Source organism: Streptomyces sp. 2A115 (assembly GCF_052245575.1).
Classification (GTDB): Bacteria; Actinomycetota; Actinomycetes; order Streptomycetales; family Streptomycetaceae; genus Streptomyces.
Window position 1 is genome coordinate 121,009 of record NZ_JBQQCG010000018.1, and the last position, 21,472, is coordinate 142,480.

Below are 21,472 nucleotides of genomic sequence, written 5' to 3' on the forward strand. Positions count from 1 at the left end.
CGACCAGCCACAACGGACCCGCAGCTCCGAACCGGCCTCCAGCAGAGCTCACTCCCGCCGATACACCGGCGGGCGCTTCTCGGCGAAAGCCCGCGCCCCCTCCTTGGCATCGGCCGTATCGAAGATCGGCCACCCCCGCTTCAGCTCGGCGGCAAGCCCATCGGCCTCGGTCATCTCCGAGGTCTCGTACACAGACGCCTTGACGGCCTCGACGGCGAGCGGACCACACGCGTTGATCTGCTCGGCGATCGCGAGGGCCTTCTCAAGAGCCGTCCCGTCGGGCACGACATGCCCGATCAGGCCGATGTCGGCGGCCTCCCGCGCCGAGTACGGGCGGCCGGTGAGCAGCATCTCCAGCGCATGCGTGCGCGGAATCTGCCGCTGGAGGCGCACCGTCGAACCGCCGATCGGGAACAAGCCGCGCTTCACCTCGAAGAGGCCGAACGTGGCGGACTCCCCCGCGACCCGGATGTCGGTCCCCTGGAGGATCTCGGTACCGCCGGCCACACAGTGGCCCTCGACCGCCGCGAGCACTGGTTTGCGTGGCCGGTGGTGGCGGAGCATCGCCTTCCAGTGCAGATCGGGATCGGCCGCGAGGCGGTCCCGGTACTGCTGCCCCTCCATCCCCTTGCCCGCCAAAGCCTTGAGATCCATGCCCGCGCAGAAGGCGCCGCCCGCGCCGGTCAGGACGATCGAGCGGATGGCGTCGTCCTCGTCGGCCTCGACCCAGCCGTCGTACAGGCCGACCAGCATCGGCAGCGAGAGCGCGTTCTTCGCCTCGGGCCTGTTGAGCGTGAGCACCAGTGTGGCGCCTTCGCGCTGCACGGTGAGGTGTTCCGTCCCACCCATTGCCGTCCTCCCGTCTCAGGAACGAGAACAGGTTGCAGTAGGCGCGGGATCAGTTCAAGGGTTTTCTGACAGTCAGTCAGATTTCTTCTGCGCGGACCCTTCACAGTTGTGGCGGGCTTTGCTCTGATGACCGGCGAAGCGATGGACGACGTGGCTCAGCGATCGGCGGAGGTGTCGAAGCGATCGGCGCACGTCTCTTCGTCGATGGTTGCCGGGGTCAGGAGGAGCGGTGGAGTACAACCTTGCCGACCTGTTCGAGTCGGTTGTCGACGTGGTCCCCGACCGCGAGGCACTCATGTACATCGACCACCCCGGCACGGGCGCGGAGCACCGTCTCACCTACGCGGAGCTGGACTCGGCGGCCAACCGGATCGCGCACCACCTGATCGACAGCGGCATACGCCCTGGCGAGCATCTCGGGCTGCACCTTTACAACGGCATCGAGTATCTGCAGAACGTGCTCGGGTGCCTCAAGGCGCGGATCGTGCCGGTCAACGTCAATTACCGGTATGTGGAGGAGGAGTTGGTCTACCTCTACCGGGACGCGGATCTGGCGGCGCTGGTCTTCGACGCGGAGTTCACCGAGCGGGTGGCGGCGGCGCTGCCGCACGCTGCGACCTTGCGGCATCTCATCCGGGTGGGGGCTCCGGCACCGGACGCGCCCGCGCTGTCGGCGGTGGCCTTCGCCGACGCCGAGGCCTCCGGATCACCTGAGCGTGGGTTCCCGCCCCGCTCGGCCGACGACCAGTTCATCATCTATACCGGCGGCACGACCGGCATGCCCAAGGGCGTGATGTGGCGTCAGGAGGACTTGTTCTTTTCGGGGTTGGGCGGCGGCGCCCCGACCGGTGAGCCGGTGAAGAAGCCGGAGGAGCTCGCTGAGCGGGTCGCGGCGGGTGGTGACGGGATCACGTTCTTCCCCACGGCTCCGCTGATGCACGGCACTTCGACCCTCACGGCGCTCATCGGCTTCAACTTCGGCCAACGCGTCGTGATCCACCGCAAGTTCGCGCCCGAAGAGGTACTGCGGACGATCGAGAAGGAGAAGGTCACCAGCGTTTCCCTGGTCGGCGACGCGATGCTCCGGCCGCTCATCGACGCGCTCAACGGACCCATGAAGGGCACCGACTGCTCCTCCCTGTTCAGCGTCTCGTCCTCCGGCGCGATCATGTCGGAGACGGTGCGCGAGCAGTTCCAGGCGCTTGTGCCGAACGTGATGCTGCTGAACAACTTCGGCTCGTCGGAGTCCGGTTTCAACGGCACGGCGACGGAGGACTCGGGCCCGGACCGCGGCTTCCGGATACGCGTCAACTCACGTACGCAGGTGGTGGATCCGGCCACGTACGAGCCGGTCGCCGTCGGTGAGCCCGGTCGCATCGCGCAGCGCGGACACGTGCCCCTCGGCTACTACAACGACCCGAAGAAAACCGCCGAGACCTTCTTCCAGAAGGACGGCGAGCGATGGGTCCTGCTCGGCGACATGGCAACCGTCGACGAGGACGGCATCGTCACGGTCCTCGGCCGCGGCTCGCAGTGCATCAACACCGGCGGCGAGAAGGTGTATCCGGAGGAGGTCGAGCAGGCGCTCAAGTCCCATCCGGACGTGTACGACGCACTGGTCGCCGGGGTGCCCGACGCCAAGTGGGGCAACCATGTGGCTGCCGTGGTGCAACTGCGCGAGGGAGCGGGGCGCCTGTCCCTGGACGACATCCAGAGGCACTGCCGCACCCACCTCGCGGGCTACAAGATCCCGCGCCAGCTGGTGATCACGGACACCATCCAGCGTTCGCCGAGCGGCAAGGCGGACTACCGGTGGGCCCGTTCGGTGGCGGCGGCGGACCACTGAGCCCGCGCCACCCCCGCGGCGAGCGCGCCCACTCCCACCACCGGCCCGGTCATCATCGGCGGGACGCGGGCCGTACCGGGCTGAGCGACACGTTCGGGTCCCCGTCCGAGCGGCACGTTCGGGGTCCCCTTCTGAGCGCCCGGCCCGGCGAGGTGCGTCGCCGAGGGCTCAGGGCGTGGGCTTCGAGCCGTACGCCGTCAGGAAGCGGTCGCGGAAGGCGTCCATGCGCCAGACCGGGGCCGTCGAGTCGGGCTTGAGGCCGTCCGTCCAGTTCCAGTCGTCGATCTTGTCCAGTACGGACTTGTCCTGGGCGACGATCGAGATCGGCACGTCCCGGCTGGCGTTGTTGCCGCTGACCTTGGCCATGGGCTGGTGGTCGCCGAGGAAGACGAGCACGGTGTCCTTGCTGCCGTACTTCACCACGTAGTCGATGAGGCTGGTCACCGAGTACTGGATGGACTTCCCGTACTCCTCCTTCGCCTTGTCGGAGTCGTAGAAGACGTCCGAGGCCTCCTTGCCCGCCTTCTCGATGTCCTTGTAGACCGAGCCGTTGCCGACCTGGTCCCAGGGGACCGTCTCGGGGAGGGGCGCCCAGGGCTGGTGGCTGGAGGTCAGGATGATCTGCGACATCAGCGGCTTGTCCTGCTTCTTGCCGTGCTCCAGTCGCTCGAAGGCCGACAGAGCGTACTGGTCGGGCATGGTGGACCAGCTGAACTTGGGGCCCTGGTAGCCGAGCTCCCGGGAGTCGTAGACCTCTTCGAGGCCGTAGAACTTGCCCTCCGGCCAGTTCTTCTGCACGCCCGGCATGATGCCCACGGTCCGCCAGGCGCCGGTGCGCTTGAAGGCGCCGGTGAGGGTCAGGTGCTCGCCCGCGGTGACGGTGCGGTACCGGTTCTGGTTGTTGATCCACAGGCCCGACAGGAAGGTGGAGTGGCCGAGCCAACTGCTGCCGCCGTACGTCGCCGAGGTGAGCCAGCCGCTCTTCGCGGCGAACCCCGCCTTGCCCAGCTCCGCGTTCTTGGCCGCGAGGGTCGCGTCGACGCCCGGCGCGATGTCCTCGTCCTCGACCGCGCTGCGGCCGTAACTCTCGATGAAGGTGAAGATGACGTCCTTGCCGCGCAGACCGGTGAGGAGCTGATCGCCCGGGGTCTTGCCGAAGGTGTCCTTCTTGGCCTCCTTGGCGAACGCCGCCTCGTCCTTGAGGGTCGCCTGCACCCGGTGCAGACGGTCCTCGACGAGGGCGAACGTGCTCCTGGCCGCGATCGGCGACCCGGTGCCGAGCTGCAGGCCCAGCGCCGCGCAGGTCACCCAGACGGTCCCGGCCACCAGCGTGGCGCGGCTCGCCACGTCCCGGTTCCGGGCCATGACGTTGCTTACCCGGAGCACCGCCAGGATCATCAGGGCGAGCACGAGGAGAACGAGGACGACGACCCCGATCACTGCGCCGATCGCGCCGCCGTTGCCCATCGAGTCCTTCATGTACGCCTGGGCGTCGTCGAAGAGGACCCAGTCGAGGACCACGTTGAATCCCCGGCCGAGGAACATGTTGAACCCGATGTCGAGGAGACTCAGGATCGTCAGCAGGCCGAGCCCCAGGCCGGCGAGGCCCGCCATCACCAGCCGCGGTCTGCGCGGCAGGACGAACAGGACAGCGGCGCCGAGAACCGCCTCCACCGGGATGCGTACGAACAGGCCGGGCCGGAACTTGTCCAGCGAGGTCGGCATGAGCAGCGCGAAGCACACGAGCGCGAGGGACAGGGCCGTGACCGCCCACCCCACGTTCCGCACCGCGACCGGGTGCCGGTCCCGCCAATTGCGAGCGGCGGCGGGAGTGTCGGGCTCGTCGGGGGCCGGGGCCTCGGACGGGCCGTCACTCGCGGAGGCATCCTCCTCGGATACGCCCTCTTCGGAACCGGTGCGCTCCTCGGCCGCGGGGTCACCCCCGGAGGGGGTGCTGCTCTCGCCTGCGGGAGCCTCATGGGACGCGGTGCCGTCCACGGCCGCGGGAGCCTTCGGCGACCCTGCGCTCGCCTCGACAGCAGGGCTTTCGTCAGACGTGGCCGTCGGAGGTACCTCCGACGGCACGTCCTCCTCCGGGGTCGTCCGGTCCATGTCCGGCAGTTGACGAGAGCTCGTGGTGCGCGACAACCCGAAGGTCCTTCCTTGCGAAACCCGGTGGCGACACAGCGGACCGGGCTCGGGACAGTCCGAGCCGCCGTTGTCTTCCCTCTGTACGGCTCACCGGCGGTTTTCGTTCAATCGCCGGGATTTCCCTCATCGGAGCTTCCGTCATCGGAGCTCCCCTCCTCGGGGCCGCCTGCCCGGGAAGCCTCCCCGAACCGGTCCCTCAGTTCCCGCTTGAGGATCTTCCCGCTCGCGTTGCGCGGCAACTCGTCCACGAACAGCACCCGCTTCGGCGCCTTGAAGTGGGCCAGCTTCTCGCGCGCGTGGGCGACGAGCTCGTCCTCGCTGACCTCACCGCGGGGTACGACCACCGCGGTCACAGCCTCGATCCACCGCTCGTCGGGCAGCCCGATCACCGCGACCTCCGCCACCTCGGCATGCGTGTAGAGGGCGTCCTCGACCTGCCGCGAAGCGACCAGGACGCCGCCGGAGTTGATGACGTCCTTCACCCGGTCGACGACGGTGAAGTACCCCTCGGCGTCCCGCACGACCAGATCACCGGAGTGGAACCAGCCGTCCCGGAAGGCATCCGCCGTCTCCTCCGGCTTGTCCCAGTAGCCCTCGCACAGCTGCGGCGAACGGTAGACGACCTCACCGGGAGTGCCGTCGGGCACGTCCTTGCCGTCCTCGTCGACGACCCGGGCATCGACGAACAGCACCGGACGGCCGCACGAGTCCAGCCGCTTCTTCCTGTGCTCGCGTGGCGCGAGGACCATGGAGAGGGGGCCGATCTCGCTCTGGCCGAAACAGTTGTAGAAGGCCAGCTTCGGGAGCCGTTCGCGCAGCCGCTCCAGCACGGGCACCGGCATGATCGACGCCCCGTAGTACGCCTTGCGCAGCCCGCTCAGGTCGCGGGTCGCGAAGTCGGGACGGTTCGACAGACCGATCCACACGGTGGGCGGTGCGAAGAAGCTGTCCGCGCGACCGGCCTCGACCAGGTCGAAGATCTGCTCGGCGTCGGGCGCGTCGAGGATGGTGTTCCGGGCGCCGACCGCGAGATACGGCAGCAGGAACACGTGCATCTGCGCCGAGTGGTAGAGCGGCAGCGAGTGCACGGGCAGGTCACCCGCGCTCAGGTCCAGGGCGGTGATCGCGCTCAGGTACTCGTGCACCAGCGCGCGGTGCGTCATCATCGCGCCCTTGGGCAGGGCCGTCGTGCCCGAGGTGTACAGCAGCTGCACCAGGTCCTCGGTGCGCGGCTCGGGTCCGTCGTACGGAGGCGTCGAGGCCAGCCGTGCGAGCAGCGAGTCGTCGGCGTCTCGCAGCGGCACCACGCGTACGTCGTCGGGCAGTCGCCCGGCGAGGTCCGGGTCGGCCAGGACGAGCGTGCTGCCGGACTGGCCGACGATGTACGCGAGGTCGTCGCCTGTCAGGTTCTGGTTGACCGGCACGTGCACGAGTCCGGCCCGGGCGCATGCCAGGAAGCCGATGAGGTACGCGTCAGAGTTGTGGCCGTAGGCGCCGACGCGGTCGCCGGGGGCCAGGCCCGAGGAGTGCAGCACCTGCGCCGCGCGGGAGACCGCGTCGTCGAGTTCGGCGTACGTCCATGAGCGCTCGCGGTAGGTGACCGCTACCCGAGCCGGGGTGCGCCGGGCGCTGCGCCGCAGCACCCCGTCAACCGTGCTGCCGTGTCCAGGCGTCATGACACGTGATCCTCGTTGCGTCCGGCGAGCGGGGTCAAGTCTCGCGGAGGACGCCGAGTGTCGCCGAAGGAGGTCAGGACCGAAGCACCGTCATGGTGCATACCCGTTGGTACGCTCAACCGCCCCTTCCCTCAATGACGTTGGGACACGATGCGCACCCGCCGGGACGACAGCGCCTGGCACGGCAACAGGGAGCGGCGGCACGGCAGGTGACACTCCGAGGCCTGCGGCGTGCTCAAGGCGTGGGACCCCGGCACGGACACCGAACAGCCGGGGCGCTGCTCTTCGACCGGTTCTGGCGGAAGCCGCTCCTCGCCCGCGCCGAAGGTGGTGCGGGTACACGAGTGAGCTGGTCCTGTGGTCCCGTCCCACATGGGGCGGGACCACACGGGACAGAACCACACCGCGCGTCACCCCACTCAGGTGCGCCCCTCCCAATAGGGTTCCCGCAGCCGCCGCTTGTACAGCTTCCCGTTGGGATCGCGCGGCATCGTCTCGATGAAGTCGACGCTCTTGGGCCGCTTGTACCCGGCCAGTTGGCGCTCACAGTGTCCGAGGATCTCGGCGGCCAGTGCCTCGCCCGGTTCGAAGCCGGGGGCGGGTTCGACGACCGCCTTGACCGCCTCGCCCCAGTCGTCGTGGGGAATCCCGAAGGCGGCGGCGTCGGCCACGGCGGGGTGGGTGAGCAGCGCGGCCTCGATCTCGGCCGGGTAGATGTTGACGCCGCCCGAGATGATCATGTCGATCTTGCGGTCGCGGAGGAAGAGGTAGCCGTCCTCGTCGAGATAACCCAGGTCACCGACGGTGAAGAAGTCGCCGATGCGGTTCTTCTTCGTCTTCGTATCGTCCTTGTGGTACGAGAACCCGCCCGTGCTCATCTTCATGTAGACGGTGCCCAGTTCACCGGCCGGCAGCCGGTTTCCGTCGTCGTCGAAGACCGCGAGTTCGCTGATGGGCCAGGCCTTGCCGACCGTGCCCGGCTTCTTCAGCCAGTCCTGGGCGGTCGCGAAGGCACCACCGCCCTCGCTGGCCGCGTAGTACTCCTCCACACTGTGGCCCCACCACTCGATCATGGCCCGTTTCACATGGTCGGGGCAGGGGGCGGCGCCGTGGATGGCGTGCCGCATCGACGACACGTCGTACGCCGCCCTCGTGGGCTCCGGCAACGCCAACAGGCGGTGGAACTGGGTCGGGACCATATGTGTGTGCGTGCACTTGTGGGTGTCGATGAGGCGGAGCATCTCCTCGGGCGTCCACTTGTCCATCAGCACCAGCCGGTGCCCGATGTGCAGGGACGCGCCCGCGAACTGGAGCACCGCCGTGTGGTAGAGCGGCGAGCACACCAAATGCACATTGTCGTCGAACGGCTTGATCCCGAAAATGCCGAGGAAGCCGCCGAGATACGCCTCCTCCGGGAGCTTGCCGGACAGCGGGCGCCGTATGCCGCGCGGGCGGCCCGTCGTGCCCGAGGTGTAGTTCATGACCCAGCCGAGGGTGCGGTCCTCGGGCGCCGACTCGGCCTGTCCGTCGAGGAGTTCGGTGTACGGCCGGAAGCCCTCGACCGGGCCGACCGCGTACCGCCGGTCCGCCGGGAGCTTCGCCTCGTCGGCCGCGTGGCGTGCGGAGTCGGCGAACCGCTCATGGGCGATCAGCACTTTGGCGCCCGAGTCGGAGACGATCCAGGCGATCTCGGGGCCGACGAGGTGGTGGTTGACGGGCACGAGATAGAAGCCGGCCTGCGTGGCGGCGAGGTACGCGGTGAAGAACTCGATGCTGTTGGGCAGTACGACCGCGAAGGCGTCGCCGCGTTCGAGCCCGGCGGCGCGCAGCCCGTGCACCAGCCGGTTGGCCTCGGCGTGCAGCCGTCCGGCGGTCCACTCCTCTCCGTCCGGCGCGACGAGGACGGGGCGCTCGGGGTCGGCGGTGGCCTGAGCCCAGAAACCGATGGGGGGCTGGCTCACTCCTGGCTCCTTCCGGCGATCCGGTTGACGCGGTCGACGGCCTTCTCGAAACCGCGCGTGAGGTCGTCGAAGACCTCCTGGACACTGCGTTCGCTGTTCATCCGGCCGACGATCTGCCCCACGGGCGTCCCTAGCAGCGGCTCCACCTCGTACTTCTGGATCCGTGAGACCGCGTCGGCGACCAGCAGGCCCTGCAACGGCATGGGGAGCGGGCCGGGTCCGTTCGGGTCGTCCCAGGCGTCGGTCCATTCGGTACGCAGCTGCCGTGCGGGTTTCCCGGTCAGTGCGCGCGAGCGGACCGTGTCGCCGGACTCGGCGGCGAGCAGCTTCTGGGTCAGGGCGCGCGAGTGCATGTCGGCCTCCGTGGTGGTGAGCCATATGGAGCCGAGCCACACGCCCTGGGCGCCGAGGCTGAGCGCTGCGGCCACCTGTTGCCCGCTGCCGATGCCGCCCGCCGCCAGTACGGGCAACGGGTCGACGGCCTCGACGACTTCGGGCGTGAGCACCATCGAGGCGATGTCCCCGGTGTGGCCGCCCGCCTCGTAGCCCTGCGCGACGACGATGTCGATGCCCGCCTCGGCGTGCTTGCGGGCGTGCCGGGCGCTGCCCGCGAGCGCGGCGACGAGCACGCCCTGGTCGTGGGCGCGCTCGATGACATCGGCGGGCGGTGACCCGAGCGCGTTGGCCAGCAGTTTGATCGGGTAGTCGAAGGCGACGTCGAGCTGGTTGCGGGCGACCTGCTCCATCCAGCCGGTGATGCGCCAGCCGGAGGCCTCCCCCTCGGCGAGTTCCGGCACGCCGTATTTGGCCAGGGTGTCTTTGACGTACTGGCGGTGTCCCTCGGGGATCATCGCTTCCACGTCGGCCTCGGTCACGCCTTCGACCTTCTTGGCGGGCATGACGACGTCCAGTCCGTACGGCCTGCCGTCCACGTTCGCCTCGACCCAGTCGAGGTCGCGTTTGAGGTCGTCCGGCGCGGTGTAGCGGACCGCGCCGAGCACGCCGAATCCGCCCGCCCGGCTGATGGCAGCGGCGACAGCGGGGAACGGCGTGAAGCCGAAGAGGGCGTGCTCGACTCCCAGTTTCTTGCTCAGCTCCGTCTGCATGGGCGCAGGATGCCGCAGTCCTCCGGACGAGGGAAGGCCTTTTCTGATGCTCCGTCAGATTTCTCGGGTCAGGGTGGCACCGTTGACACTTCCCGCGTCTGACACAAAAGTTTCACCGGGCACAGCGAACTCGGAAAGATACTTTCAGGCGGCACGGCGGGAGGCTCTCAGATGACGGACAGAGCGGGCGGCGGGCCCACCCGCCGCCAACTGGGCCGGGGCTTGACGGCGTTCGGCGGCGCGCTGATCCTCGCGCCCCTCCAGGCGGCGTCGGCCGCGCCCCGCACCACCGAGAACCACGGCCGGCCGACCCTGCGACGCGGCTCCGCCGAGCGAGCCGGGCTGCTCCCCGCCCAGCTGCGCCAACTCGTCGTCGACGCCGAGACGTTCCTCGTGCCCTCCCCCAAGTACCCCTGGTACGCCGGCGCCGTGCTGCTCGCCGGACGCGGCGGCACGGTCGCCCTGCATCAGCCGATCGGCAAGGCGGTGCGCTACTCGGCGTACGACGAGAAGACCGACACCGGCCTGGAGTTCGCCGCCGACCAGCAGATTCCGATGGCCGAGGACACGGTCTTCGACCTCGCCTCCGTCTCGAAGCTGTTCACCTCGATCCTCGCTGTGCAGCAGATCGAGCGGGGCGCGCTGGAACTGGAGGGGAAGGTCGCCTCGTACCTGCCGGACTTCGGCGGCGCGGGCAAGCAGGACATCACGATCCGCCAGCTCCTCACCCACACCTCGGGTTTCCGCGCGTGGATCCCGCTCTACAACGCGCCGACGTACGAGGAGAAGCTCCAACTCATCTGGAACGAGGCGCCGCTCAACCCGCCCGGCACCAAGTACCTCTACTCGGACCTCAACCTGATCTCACTCCAGCTCGTCCTGGAGAAGATCACCGGCCAGGCTTTGGATGCCCTGCTCCGAAACGAGATCACCGCGCCGCTCGGGATGCACCGCACCCGCTTCAACCCGCCGGCCTCCTGGAAACCGAAGATCGCCGCCACGGAGGACGCCCGCGAGCCCTGGTCCGGGATCGACCGCGGTCTGGTGTGGGGCGAGGTGCACGACGAGAACGCATACAGCCTTGGCGGGGTCGCGGGTCACGCCGGTGTCTTCTCCACCGCGTGGGATCTCGCCGTCCTCGGCCGTACGCTGCTCAACGGCGGCTCGTACGGCAGGGCCAGGATCCTGTCGCCCGAGTCGGTGGAACTGATGTTCACCGACTTCAACACCGCCTTCCCCGGCGACGAGCACGGCCTCGGCTTCGAGCTCTACCAGCACTGGTACATGGGCGCGATGGCCACACCGCGCACGGCGGGCCACACCGGCTTCACGGGCACGTCCCTGGTCCTCGACCCGACGACCGACTCCTTCCTGATCCTGCTGGGCAACTCCGTTCATCCTGTGCGCAGTTGGCGTTCCGGCTCCGCACCCCGGGTCGCCGCCGCCAACAATCTGGCCCGCGCGGTACCGGTCCGGCCGGCCCGGGGGCGTACGGCCTGGTTCTCCGGCATGGCGAACGCGACGGCGGCGACGCTGGCACTCCCCGCCCTCGACACAGCCCTCCCCACCTTCGCCGACCGCGCTCGACTGCGCTGCGCCCTGTGGTGGGACATCGAACCCGGGTCGGACTCCCTCCTCCTGGAGTCCACGGCCGACGGGGGAGCGAGCTGGCAGCCGCTCCCCTTCACGACCACGCGCCACGGTGAGGATCCGCGGGAGCACCCGGCCGGTTCGGTCACCGGCTGGTCGGGCCGGGTGTGGCACCGGCTCACGGCGGACCTCCCGCCGGCCCGGCAGCTCACGCTTCGCTGGCGGTATGCGACCGACCGGCTGTACGTGGGCCGTGGCGCGTACGTCGAGAGCCTGCGGGTGGAGGTCGGCGACGACGTGGTCTTCGACGCGTCACGGCCGGCCGACGCCGCGCGTATCGAGGCGACGGGCTGGACCCCTTCGGCCGACTGAGGGTGGCCGAAGGGGCAGATCGGCCGCGTCAGCTCAAATGCACCCACTCGGCCATGGACGGCACGCCCTCCTCGTCGACGAGGAAGAGCATGTACCAACCCGGCGGCGCGATATTGCGGTTGTCCGTCACTCGCGCGTCGAGTGTCCCACCGCCCTGCCGTGCGATCGCCAGCTCGACAAGTCGCTGACTGCTGTCGAAGGAGTGCGTCGTGACCCCGTTGCGCACCAGCGAGGCCCATCGGATGGAACCCGCCTGCGGAGTCACGACCGTCACCGTCTCTCCGTACTGCCACTCCTCGGGAACCGAGCCGATGGTCGGTCGCGGTCCTCGGAAGAGGTAAGGCGGGCTGAAGACCTCCAGCCGCAGCTCCTCGTTCTCGTCCGGCGGCTCCCAGAAGACCGAATCGCCGCCCTCCGGGTTGCCGCCCGCCGCGACAACCCGGCCGTCCGGCAGCAGCACGGCCGTCGAGTGGTAGAGGCGTGACACGGTGGCGGCCGCCATCAGGCTCCAGCTTCCCGAGACGGGGTCGTAGATCTCCGCCTCGTGCCGGGCCAGGGGCTCGTCCTCCTGCTTCAGCGAACCGCCGCTGACGAAGACCGTGCGGTCGGGCAGCAGCACGGCGTTCAGGTGCAGCCGCGGCAGGCCCAGTGGCGCTGCCGCCGTGTAGCGGGGCTCGCCGACGGTGAGGTCGACGACGCTGACCGCGTCCGTCGCGTCCGTCTTGTCGGGTATGCCGACCGGACCGCCGCCGATGACCATCACCCGCTGGTCCTGGGCCGGGGGAAGGATCACGCTGGCGGACTGGTTGCGCATGTCGGGCACGAACAGGTCCGGGACCGCGACGACCTGAACGGGGTTGTGCGCCAGGTCGAGGATGCCGGGCTCGACGTCGAGCGGGTCGTCCATCCGCCCGCCGGAGAAGAAGACCCGGCCGTCGGCCATCAGGAACAGGTGGGCGTACAGCGGCAGTCCGGGGAAGCCGTGCTCCAGGTTCGTCACCTGCCAGCTGTCCGTCGCGGGCGAGTAGGTCTCCAGCGTCTGGTTGTGACCCGCGCCGGACTCGTCGAGTCCGGTTGTGGCCAGCACGGTCCCGTCACCGAGCGTGATCAGCGTCGGGTACCAGCGCCCGTGCGCCATCGGCGCGGCGAACGACCACTTCCCGCTGGTCGGTTCGAAGACCGCGACGTCCTTGCGGCCCTTGAACGGGCCGTAGTCGAGCGTGCCGCCGGCGGACAGCATCCGGCCGTCGGGGAGGAAGGCGTCGCCGCCGCAGAACATGTCGAAGGGCCGGTCGTCGGCCGTACGCAGGGTCCCCGGGTGAGTGAAGGTGTTGCCCGGCGGGTCCCAGACGACGCTGGTGAAGACTCCCTTGTCCTCGTCGCCGAAGACCGGGCTGTCGAACCGCTTCTCGCTGCTGCCCGACCCGGCGAAGAACAGCACGTCGCCCTTTGGCAGCAGCGCGGTGTGCACCGCCAGGACGCCCGAGTGGAAGGGCAACAGCTCCCAGCTGCCCTCCCGTGCCGGGTCCGGGTCCAGCTCCAGCACCTCGTACAGGCCCTGGTTCTGCTGCGGTGGGGCGTCGGCCATCGAGGCGAACAGCCTCAACCGCCCGTCGAGTTCCGCGACGGCGATCCCGCCGCCCTGGTTCTGCCAGGAGAACCAGTTCGGCACGCCGCGCCACTCTCCCCACCCGCCGCCGGGCAGGCCGTCGGGACCGAGGTCCCGGGCGATCCGGTAGAAGGCCTGGTTCTGGTCCGGGGCGTCGTCGATCTGGAAGACGATCAGGTCGCGGCCGCCGTCCCGGTCGAGGTCGGCGACCGCGACGCCACAGGCCGCGTTCTCCCACGAGAACCAGCCGGGGACGTCCCGCCACGGCGTCCAGCCGCCGGTCACGGCACCGTCCGCGCCGAGTCCGCGGCCGATCCGGTATAACCCCCGGTTCTGCTGCGGCCCGTTGTCGATCATGAACACGAGCAGGTCGCGGACGCCCCCCGGGTCCGGCGGCGTCACGGCGACGGACACCCCCTGGTTCTCCCAGGAGAACCAGTCGGGAATGCCGATCCAGGGTGTCCAGCCGCCGGTCACGGCACCGTCGGCGGTCAGGCCACGGCCGATCCGGAACAGCCCGCGGTTCTGCTGAGCCGCGCCGTCCACCATGGCGACGACCAGGTCCTGGCGGCCGTCGGCGTTGAGATCGGCGAGGGCGACCCCGGCGCCCTGGTTCTCGTGGGAGAACCAGCCGGGGACATCGGCCCACGGCGTCCAGCCGCCGGTCACGGCACCGTCGGCGGACAGGCCACGGCCGATCCGGAACAGCCCGCGGTTCTGCCCCGGCGGGTTGTCGACCATGAACACGAGCAGGTCATGGCGGCCGTCGCCGTCGAGATCGGCGACCGCGACCCCGGCGCCCTGGTTCTCGTGGGAGAACCAGCCGGGCACGGGCCGGAACATATTCGGCATGGCGCATTCCTTTCGGTTCGGCAGTGGGCCGGAATCCGGCGGCCAGATTCCTGTTCCTGTTGTTGCTCTTCCTGTTGTTGCTCTTCCTGTTGTTGCTCCTCCTGTTGTCGCTCCTCCTGTGTTGCTCTCCCTGGATCGAGGCTGCGCCTGCCGCCGTCGAGCGCGCGCAATCCCCCCTCGGCTCGCCGCCCAGGTAACCGGGGACGGCGGGCGGGCGCATCGGGGAAATCCCTCGAACCCGGGGAATCGGTCCAGTTCGGGTCCAGGCCGTCCTGCCGGTCATGAATCGGCTGCGGCGCCTGGCGCTGGAAGAGCCGGAGATGGTCCGGCTCGGCTCGCCGGCCGGGTGGGGCGGAGACCGGGCCGTGGGGCATCAGCGTGCGGGTGAGTTCGGTGCGGGAGCGGACGCCCAGCTTGCGATAGATGCGGGTCAGGTGGACCTCGACGGTCCTGTGCGACAGGAACAGCGCGCCAGCCGTCTCGACGTTGTTCATCCCGTCGGCGATGGTCCGGGCGCGACCTGTGTTTCCTGCGGCGTGAGCCGGTCGAACGCGGGGGAAAGGTACTGGGCACCGGGCGCTCACCCGCGGCGGCCAACTCCACCGCGGCCCTGGCCGCCCAGGCCCGGGCTCCCAGCGACTGGGACGTCACGCAGGCCGCCGGCAGCGGCAGTCGGGCCACCGCCGGACGGCGGAATCGGCGTAGCACTCGCCGAGGCAGAGCCGGGTGCGGGCGGCCAGGCCAGACCGGTGGCCCGGGCCCGCCCCTCCAGCTGAAGCACAGACGGCAGTCCGCGACACTTGTCTCCAACCGGCCTGTATCAGACGGGCGTTCGCGAAACGGGCCGCCCGCACGGGACCCATCGCGGCCATCCACCATCTCGGCGAGCACTGCATCCGCAGCACACAAGGGCCCCGGCCGAGCCGCTCACGCCCGCCCTCAGGCGGGCTGGTACTCGTCGTGGCGGCGCCACCAGAAGCCGGACTCGTTGCGACCGAGCGGGGCGCGATCGAGCCACTTGTACATGCCCCAGAGGTCGTCCACTCCTCGCTCGTACGCGGAGTAGGTGTGGTGGACGACGCCGTCGTCCAGCACGAAGGCGCTCACGCCGGGCCCTTCTCGCCGGTACGTCGCCCAGTCCGTGCCCACGCTCGACGCGAACTGGCCGAGCACGGGATTGCCCTCGCCCTCCGGCGGCCGGAAGTCCACCGTGCGGAAGTTGTACTCGACGGCGCCCGAGTCCCACTCCTCCTTGGTGTGCGACGTATGGAAGTCGTACTTGAAGTCGCCGCCGAACGAAGACGCCCAGGGGAAGCTCCAGCCCATCCGCCGCTTGTACGCCTGCAGTTTCGGGAGCGGAGCCTGCGAGACCGCGCAGAGCGTGACGTCGTGGTTCGCGAGGTGGACGACGGTGCCGTCGAAGCCGTCCGCGATCGCCGAGCAGGACGGACACCCTGCCTTGTAGTCGGGTCCGAACATGAAGTGATAGATGATCAGTTGCGAACGTCCCGCGAAGAGATCGGCGAGGGACGCGGTGCCGTCGTCGGTCTCGAAGCGGTACTCCTTGTCGATGCGAACCCAGGGCAACTCCTGCCGCCGCCGCGCCAGTTCGTCACTGCGCCGCGTCAGCTCCTTCTCGGCCTCGAGCAGCTCCAGTCGGGCCGCAAGCCACTCTTCTCGCGTTCCGGTCTTGTGATCGGTCATCGGTTCCTCTCCTCCCTCTCCGCCGTCTCCGCCCTCTCCGCTGCTTCGGCGACGTGTTTGATGTTCGCCAGCCGTCGGTCCCAGTCGGCCGCGAGGCCGGCCATCCACCGGGCCGTCGCGTCCAGCGCCGCGGGCCGCACCGCGTAGCGCACCTCGCGTCCGACCCGGCCGCCGGAGACCAGCCCGGCGGCGTCCAGCACGGCGAGGTGCTTGACCACCGCCTGCCGCGAGACGGGCAGCCGTGCGGCGAGCGTCGTCGCGGTCGCCTGCCCGTGCGCGGCGAGCAGATCCAGCAGCCGGCGCCGCGTCGGGTCGGCCAGCGCGGCCAGGACGCTGTCGACCGCCTCCCCGTCACCGCGGCGTTCGTCCGTCACGCGGATGACTGTTCGGCGCGCTGCTTGAGCGCGTCCAGCTCCAGCGGCCAGCCCGCGGTGTGGTCCTTCAGGTTCTGGCTGCGCAGCTCCTGGGACCCGGCCAGCGCCGCGAACCCGCTCTCCACCACCCGCAGCCGCGTCCCCTCACCCTCCTGGGTCAACGTGAACTCCACCAGGGTGCTGTTGTCCTCACGCAGCTCCTCTCCGGGAAACGCACTGGTCCAGCGGTACGCCAGATACGTCGGCGGCTCGACCTTCTCCACCCGCACCGGGAAGTCGCCGTGCTCTGGATGCCTGGCCACCATCGACTCACCCTCCTTCGCCACCGTGCCGGGCAGGCTCGCCTTGTCGGCCACCCAGAACCCGGGCTGGGCCACCAGCGACCAGACCCGTTCCAGGGACGCCGCGATCAACGTTTCGCGTTCGATCCGGTCCTCGCTCATGAGTGTCTCCTCCACCGATTCCACCACTGCCCTTGAATGCAACCCCAGAGTTGCACATGGACGCCTGAGGAGCAACCCCACGGTTGCACTCCATTCGCCGCATGCCCGCATGCCCGCATGCCCGCATGCCCGCATACCCGCATGCCCGCATACCCGCATGCCCGCTGGGGCCGGTGGACCAGCAGGCCGCCATCGCCTTCGGCGTTAAAACTGCGGCGCGCAGGGAACTCGGAGTCCACAGTCGGTACCAGGACGCCGTTCCACGTGCGGCGTCCGTCCCGGGAGGCACGCCGTGCGAGACAGATGGCGGATCAGCCGTTCCCTCTGCGATTTCGACTCGTCCGTGGCGGCCGTCCGCGCCGTGAGCCGCTTCCTGCACGGACGTGACTTCCGCGCCCTCGGCGTGGGACCGGCCTCCGCGCCGCTGGCCGGGCTCGCCTCGGGCCTGCCCCCGGCGGCCCGGCGTCAGCTGTTCGTGACAGCGGGGCGGATGCAGGCCTCGCCCGTGTCCCGGGTGCGCAGACTGACCGGCGAGGACCTGTCCGCCTGGACGGCCGACCAGTACGGACCCGGCCCCTATCCCGCCGTGTTCATCGGATCCGTCAGCGGCGCGGCCGTGCACCTGGCCTCCGCCCTGGGCGCACCGGTCCTCCCGCAGACCTTCCTGGTTCCGGTACGGGCCCGTGTGGACCCCGACCGACCGCGAGCCGCACTGGCCGCGGGCCTCGAACTCGGCCGGCGCATGGTCGAGCGCAACCCCGAGCTGTCGCTGAGCCATATGCACGACCCGAGCCAGGACCGGGCGATGCTCGTGCGCTTCCTGTACTTCCGGTTCAAGCGGCTCCGGCTCGGCCCGACGCTGGAACGGTTCCTGGAGGAGCGGCTGCGGCCCGGCGCGACGATCTTCATCGTGGACTGCACCCTGGACTGGCCGGTCTCCGTGCTCGGCGAACGCCATCGGTTCCAGTTCGGCGCCCTGGGCGGCATGTCTCCCGAGGAGTACGTCCACGGCAGCGACCGTCTCGCCGAGCACCTCGCCGAGCAGGGCTCCTCGTTGCGCCGATGGGACGCGCCGGAGACCGACGGGCGGTACGCCGAGGCGGAGTGGGGATACGACGACAGCCTCACCGAGGACATCAGCGCCGTCGCGGCACGCCGCGGATACCGCGTACAACGGGTCAGCGTGCACGAGCCCGAGCACCTGAGCCCCATGGTTTCGGAGCTCTACCGATGGTGGCACCGGCGCCGCGGACTGGCCGCCGACCGGCTGCTCGTCGAGACGTACAACCAGTGGGAGCCCTACTGGACGCTGCGCCTGGGCGCCGTGCCGTTCTGGCTGCAGTTCACCGCGCGGTCCTCCCACGACCTGCTGGAGCGCTACCTGCGGGAGGCGGAGCCGTACGAGAAGATCGGCGTCAACCTCTTCTCCAACGGCCTGCGTTCGGTCGGTCAGGTCCCGGCCGAGGAGTGGCACGACCTCGCCGACAAATACGCGCAGACGACCGGTGGCACCATCGGCGTGGACGAACGGGCCTTCCCGGAGGACTTCGGTGCCACGATGCGCCACCGGCCCGCGCTCACCGCTCTGCCCGAACGGCACCCCCTGCCGCCGCCGCTGAGCCTCGCCGAGTTCGACGACTTCCTCTCCCGGCTCCCTGGACACGCGGCCCACTGGCTGCCCCGGATCGAGAAGTTGGACTCGGCGAACCCAGGGCCCGGCTGACCCCGTCGGGCGCGGCAGAGGAGGACGTACACGCCATGGACCGCACCCACCGAGACCCGGATCTCCGCCACTTCCCGGGCGAACGCACTCCCCCGTTCCCGAAGGACGTCGAAACCACCTACTGCGACACCGCTTTCGGGCGGATGCGCAGCCGCGCCGTCGGACGCATGCGGGCGCCGCTGCCCGAGGTGGTACTGGTCCAGGGCATGGGCGTGGCCGACTACCTGCTGCCCGGACTCGGGTCGTTCGGCACATGGACGCGGGCCCATCTCCTGGAGCTGCCGGGCTTCGCGGGCAGCTGCGATCCTCCGCACGAACTCGATGTGCCGGAGTTCGGCAGGTCCGTCGCGCACTGGCTGCTCGCCCGCGACCTTGGCCGGGTGATCCTCGTGGGGCACTCCAGCGGAACCCAGGTCGCCGCCCGGGCCGCCCTGGACCATCCGGGCATCGTGGGAGTGGTGCTGGCGAGCCCCACCGTCGATCCCATGGCGCGCAGCCTCCCGCGACTGCTCCTCCGGTGGCGGCTGGACTCCCGCCGGGAACCGCCTGGACTGTCCGAGTCCCACCGGCCGGAGTGGAAGAGGGCGGGCCTTCGCCGCATGGTTCACATCGCCCTCGTCCACCTGAGGGACAACCTGGAGGACTCCGTCGTCCAGCTGCGGGTGCCGCTTCTCGTGATCCGCGGACGGGAGGACCGGATCAGTACCGCCCGATGGGGCAGGCAGCTGGCCGACCTCGTACCTGACGGGCGATATGTCGAGGTACCCGGTGCGCACACCTTTCCCTGGCTGGTCCCCGACGCGTGGTCGGAGCCGGTGCAGCAGCTGGCGAGTGCCGCCGCCGAGTAAAAGTGACGGCGCTGAGTAAATGGATACGCGAGCGTCCCGGGAGACGTGCGCGCATGGGTCCGGGCTACGCCTGCGGGGCCCGCCCGGCACTAGGGCCTGGTTGAGTCCGGTGCGCTACCGCGCCCCGTAAGGGGCGCATATGCGGCTCCGCCGCGGGGCGCGACCAGCCCCCAACCGGCCCGGGCGCCCGCGGCGGAGCCGCACATCGACACAGCGTCACCGTTTCCAGCGGAGCGCTCAGCGGCCGCGTGGCGCGTGGGCGACGCGCTCCCGCGCTGGGCGGCGCGCGCCATGCTGTCGTGTCCGTATCGTCCGGGTGACCTCGTCGGGGTCCGGCACGGAGACGGCCAGGCGGGTGAAGGGCGCGGAGTGCCGAAGGTCCACGCAGACCACCGGGTCCGCGGCGCGTACCGCGACGAAGTCACGGCCGTCGCGGTGCTGCCACTTGCCCAGGCAGAACCGGCCGGGGCTGTACCGGCCGAGCCGCCGGCCGCCGCGCAGAGCGCGCCACCAGTCCGGTTCGACCCACACGTCCTTCACTTCGGTCAGCGGTATCCGCACATCCCGGCACCTGGCCGCGGCCTTCTCCCGCCAGGACAGCCGGACGACGACGTCTTCCCCGTCCACCACGAGCCGTGCCATCGAAGCATCACTCCCTCCGACAACCCCGCCGCCGGAGCTTCAGCCCCGGGTCCCACCGGGCAACAACGTCGAGTACCCCGGAACCCAGGTGCCGTCACGCCCGTCCCTTGGCGCCGAGATCCTCGAGCAGTGCCATGGCCGCGTTGTGTCCGGGCACCCCGCTCACTCCGCCGCCGCGCACCGCGCCCGCGCCGCACAGCAGGACGTTCGCGTGCCGGGTCTCCACGCCCCAGCGGCCGGTGCCCGCCTGTGCGTAGGGGAAGGCGAGGTCGCGGTGGAAGATATTGCCGCCGGGCAGCCGCAGGTCCCGCTCCAGGTCCAAGGGGCTCTTCGCCTCGATGCAGGGGCGGCCGTGCGCGTCGTTCGCCAGGCAGTCGGCGAGCGGTTCGGCCAGGTGGGCGTCCAGTTGCGCCAGGGTCGACTTGAGCAGTTCCTCGCGTACGCCGTCGTTGTCCCGCTCGAAGAGCCGGGCGGGCGTGTGGAGGCCGAAGAGGGTGAGGGTCTGGTAGCCCTGATGGACGAGGTCCGGGCCGAGGATCGTCGGGTCGGTGAGCGAGTGGCAGTAGATCTCGGAGGGCGGTGCCTGGGGCAGCACCCCGGACGCGGCCTGCGCATGCGCCGCCGCCAGCTGCTCGTACCCTTCGGCGATGTGAAAGGTCCCGGAGAAGGCCTCGCGCGGGTCGACGGACGTGTCGCGCAACCGGGGCAGCCGCTTCAGCAGCATGTTCACCTTCAGCTGGGCGCCCTCGGCGGGGGCGGGCGGCTCGTCGCCGGTGAGCCGCGCGAGCTCCTGCGGGGAGGCGTTGACGAGGACGTGCCGGGTGGAGACGGTTCCTTCTCCGTCCTCGGTCCGGTACGTGACCTCGGCGGAGCGTCCGTCGGTCCGCACGCCGAGCGCCTCGTGCCCGGTCGCGAGGACCGCGCCCGCGCCGCGCGCCGCCCCGGCCAGTGCGTCGGTCAGCGCCCCCATACCGCCCACCGGCACGTCCCAGGCACCCGTGCCGCCGCCGATGACGTGGTAGAGGAAGCACCGGTTCTGCCGCAGGGTCGGGTCGTGAGCGTCGGCGAAAGTGCCGATGAGGGCGTCGGTGAGCACGACCCCGCGTACGAGATCGTCGGTGAAGGTGTCCTCGACGGCGACCCCGAGCGGCTCCTCGAAGAGGATCCGCCAGGCCTCCTCGTCGTCGACGCGGCGGCGCAGTTCGTCGCGTGTGGGCAGCGGTTCGGTGAGGGTGGGGAACACCTGCTTGGCGACCCGGCCGGTCATCCCGTAGAAGCGCTGCCAGGCCTGGTACTCGCGGTCCGAGCCGGTCAGCCGCGCGAAGGCCTCGCGGGTGCGGCGCTCACCGCCGCCGACGAGCAGTCCGGTCGGCCGCCCGTCGCGCTCGGCGGGGGTGTACGAGGACACGTTGCGCCCGCGGACCCGGAAGTCGAGGCCCAGGTCCCGCACGATCTTCCGGGGCAGCAGGCTGACCAGGTACGAGTAGCGCGACAGGCGGGCGTCGACGCCGGCGAACGGCCGGGTGGACACGGCGGCGCCGCCGGTGGTTCCCAGGCGCTCCAGGACCAGGACGGACTTCCCGGCGCGGGCCAGGTATGCGGCGGCGACCAGACCGTTGTGGCCTCCGCCGACGATGACGACGTCGTATCCCCGGTTTCCCTCGTGTGCAGGCATGCTTCTTGGTAGCACGCGATGATCTAGGTCGGCCAGAGGTGCGCGGCAGGC

The 21,472-nt window shown here is 70.2% G+C and carries 15 protein-coding genes and 1 pseudogene; 4 read left to right on the top strand and 12 right to left on the bottom strand.

The window, feature by feature from the left end; translation table 11 throughout:
- Positions 1–48: 48 nt before the first annotated feature.
- The gene (locus ACTWQR_RS18175) at positions 49–849 is read right to left on the bottom strand and encodes a crotonase/enoyl-CoA hydratase family protein (RefSeq protein WP_443228127.1); all 801 of its coding nucleotides are present in this window, start codon (positions 847–849) and stop codon (positions 49–51) included.
- Positions 850–1,078: 229 nt separating this feature from the next.
- Between ACTWQR_RS18175 and ACTWQR_RS18180 the strand changes: the two genes are divergently transcribed.
- Entirely contained in the window at positions 1,079–2,695 is a 1,617-nt protein-coding gene (locus tag ACTWQR_RS18180; RefSeq protein ID WP_443228128.1) for an acyl-CoA synthetase, read from the top strand.
- A 168-nt stretch (positions 2,696–2,863) separates the two neighbouring features.
- Here the strand turns inward: ACTWQR_RS18180 and ACTWQR_RS18185 are convergent, their stop codons facing one another.
- From ACTWQR_RS18185 to ACTWQR_RS18200, 4 genes are all read right to left on the bottom strand, one after another.
- Positions 2,864–4,807, bottom strand: coding sequence for a sulfatase (locus ACTWQR_RS18185; RefSeq protein WP_443228129.1), 1,944 nt, complete (start codon positions 4,805–4,807; stop codon positions 2,864–2,866).
- Between the two features lie 143 nt (positions 4,808–4,950).
- Complete coding sequence (locus ACTWQR_RS18190; protein WP_443228130.1) at positions 4,951–6,522, bottom strand: acyl-CoA synthetase; 1,572 nt, start codon at positions 6,520–6,522, stop codon at positions 4,951–4,953.
- A 419-nt stretch (positions 6,523–6,941) separates the two neighbouring features.
- Entirely contained in the window at positions 6,942–8,483 is a 1,542-nt protein-coding gene (locus ACTWQR_RS18195) for an acyl-CoA synthetase (protein WP_443228131.1), read from the bottom strand.
- Positions 8,480–9,589, bottom strand: coding sequence for an NAD(P)H-dependent flavin oxidoreductase (locus ACTWQR_RS18200; RefSeq protein WP_443228132.1), 1,110 nt, complete (start codon positions 9,587–9,589; stop codon positions 8,480–8,482). Before ACTWQR_RS18200 ends, ACTWQR_RS18195 begins: the two co-directional genes overlap by 4 nt.
- A 171-nt stretch (positions 9,590–9,760) precedes the next feature.
- Here ACTWQR_RS18200 and ACTWQR_RS18205 point away from each other — a divergent pair, with 171 nt between their 5' ends.
- Positions 9,761–11,551 carry a serine hydrolase gene (locus ACTWQR_RS18205; protein ID WP_443228133.1) on the top strand — a complete coding sequence of 597 codons (1,791 nt, stop codon included), beginning with the start codon at positions 9,761–9,763 and terminating at the stop codon, positions 11,549–11,551.
- A 28-nt stretch (positions 11,552–11,579) separates the two neighbouring features.
- Here the strand turns inward: ACTWQR_RS18205 and ACTWQR_RS18210 are convergent, their stop codons facing one another.
- The 5 genes and pseudogenes from ACTWQR_RS18210 to ACTWQR_RS18230 all read right to left on the bottom strand — a co-directional run bounded on the left by ACTWQR_RS18210 (position 11,580) and on the right by ACTWQR_RS18230 (position 16,533).
- The gene (locus ACTWQR_RS18210) at positions 11,580–14,012 is read right to left on the bottom strand and encodes a galactose oxidase-like domain-containing protein (protein ID WP_443228134.1); all 2,433 of its coding nucleotides are present in this window, start codon (positions 14,010–14,012) and stop codon (positions 11,580–11,582) included.
- A gap of 440 nt (positions 14,013–14,452) precedes the next feature.
- Positions 14,453–14,506 (bottom strand): annotated as a pseudogene (locus ACTWQR_RS18215) (hypothetical protein); the annotation flags it as partial.
- Positions 14,507–14,951: 445 nt separating this feature from the next.
- Positions 14,952–15,716, bottom strand: a complete 765-nt coding sequence (locus ACTWQR_RS18220; protein ID WP_443228135.1) for a DUF899 domain-containing protein — start codon at positions 15,714–15,716, stop codon at positions 14,952–14,954.
- Positions 15,713–16,090 (bottom strand): ArsR/SmtB family transcription factor, encoded by a 378-nt coding sequence (locus ACTWQR_RS18225; RefSeq protein WP_443228136.1) that lies wholly within the window; start codon positions 16,088–16,090, stop codon positions 15,713–15,715. The genes ACTWQR_RS18220 and ACTWQR_RS18225 overlap by 4 nt, the downstream gene beginning before the upstream one ends.
- Complete coding sequence (locus ACTWQR_RS18230; protein ID WP_443228137.1) at positions 16,087–16,533, bottom strand: SRPBCC domain-containing protein; 447 nt, start codon at positions 16,531–16,533, stop codon at positions 16,087–16,089. The genes ACTWQR_RS18225 and ACTWQR_RS18230 overlap by 4 nt, the downstream gene beginning before the upstream one ends.
- Positions 16,534–16,825: 292 nt before the next feature.
- Between ACTWQR_RS18230 and ACTWQR_RS18235 the strand changes: the two genes are divergently transcribed.
- Entirely contained in the window at positions 16,826–18,256 is a 1,431-nt protein-coding gene (locus ACTWQR_RS18235; RefSeq protein ID WP_443228138.1) for a hypothetical protein, read from the top strand.
- A 35-nt stretch (positions 18,257–18,291) separates the two neighbouring features.
- Entirely contained in the window at positions 18,292–19,104 is an 813-nt protein-coding gene (locus tag ACTWQR_RS18240) for an alpha/beta fold hydrolase (protein ID WP_443228139.1), read from the top strand.
- Between the two features lie 237 nt (positions 19,105–19,341).
- Here ACTWQR_RS18240 and ACTWQR_RS18245 read toward each other — a convergent pair whose 3' ends face one another.
- Together ACTWQR_RS18245 and ACTWQR_RS18250 are read right to left on the bottom strand one after the other, a co-directional pair.
- Positions 19,342–19,746 carry a hypothetical protein gene (locus ACTWQR_RS18245; protein WP_443228140.1) on the bottom strand — a complete coding sequence of 135 codons (405 nt, stop codon included), beginning with the start codon at positions 19,744–19,746 and terminating at the stop codon, positions 19,342–19,344.
- Between the two features lie 94 nt (positions 19,747–19,840).
- Positions 19,841–21,421, bottom strand: a complete 1,581-nt coding sequence (locus ACTWQR_RS18250; RefSeq protein WP_443228141.1) for a phytoene desaturase family protein — start codon at positions 21,419–21,421, stop codon at positions 19,841–19,843.
- Positions 21,422–21,472 lie beyond the last annotated feature (51 nt).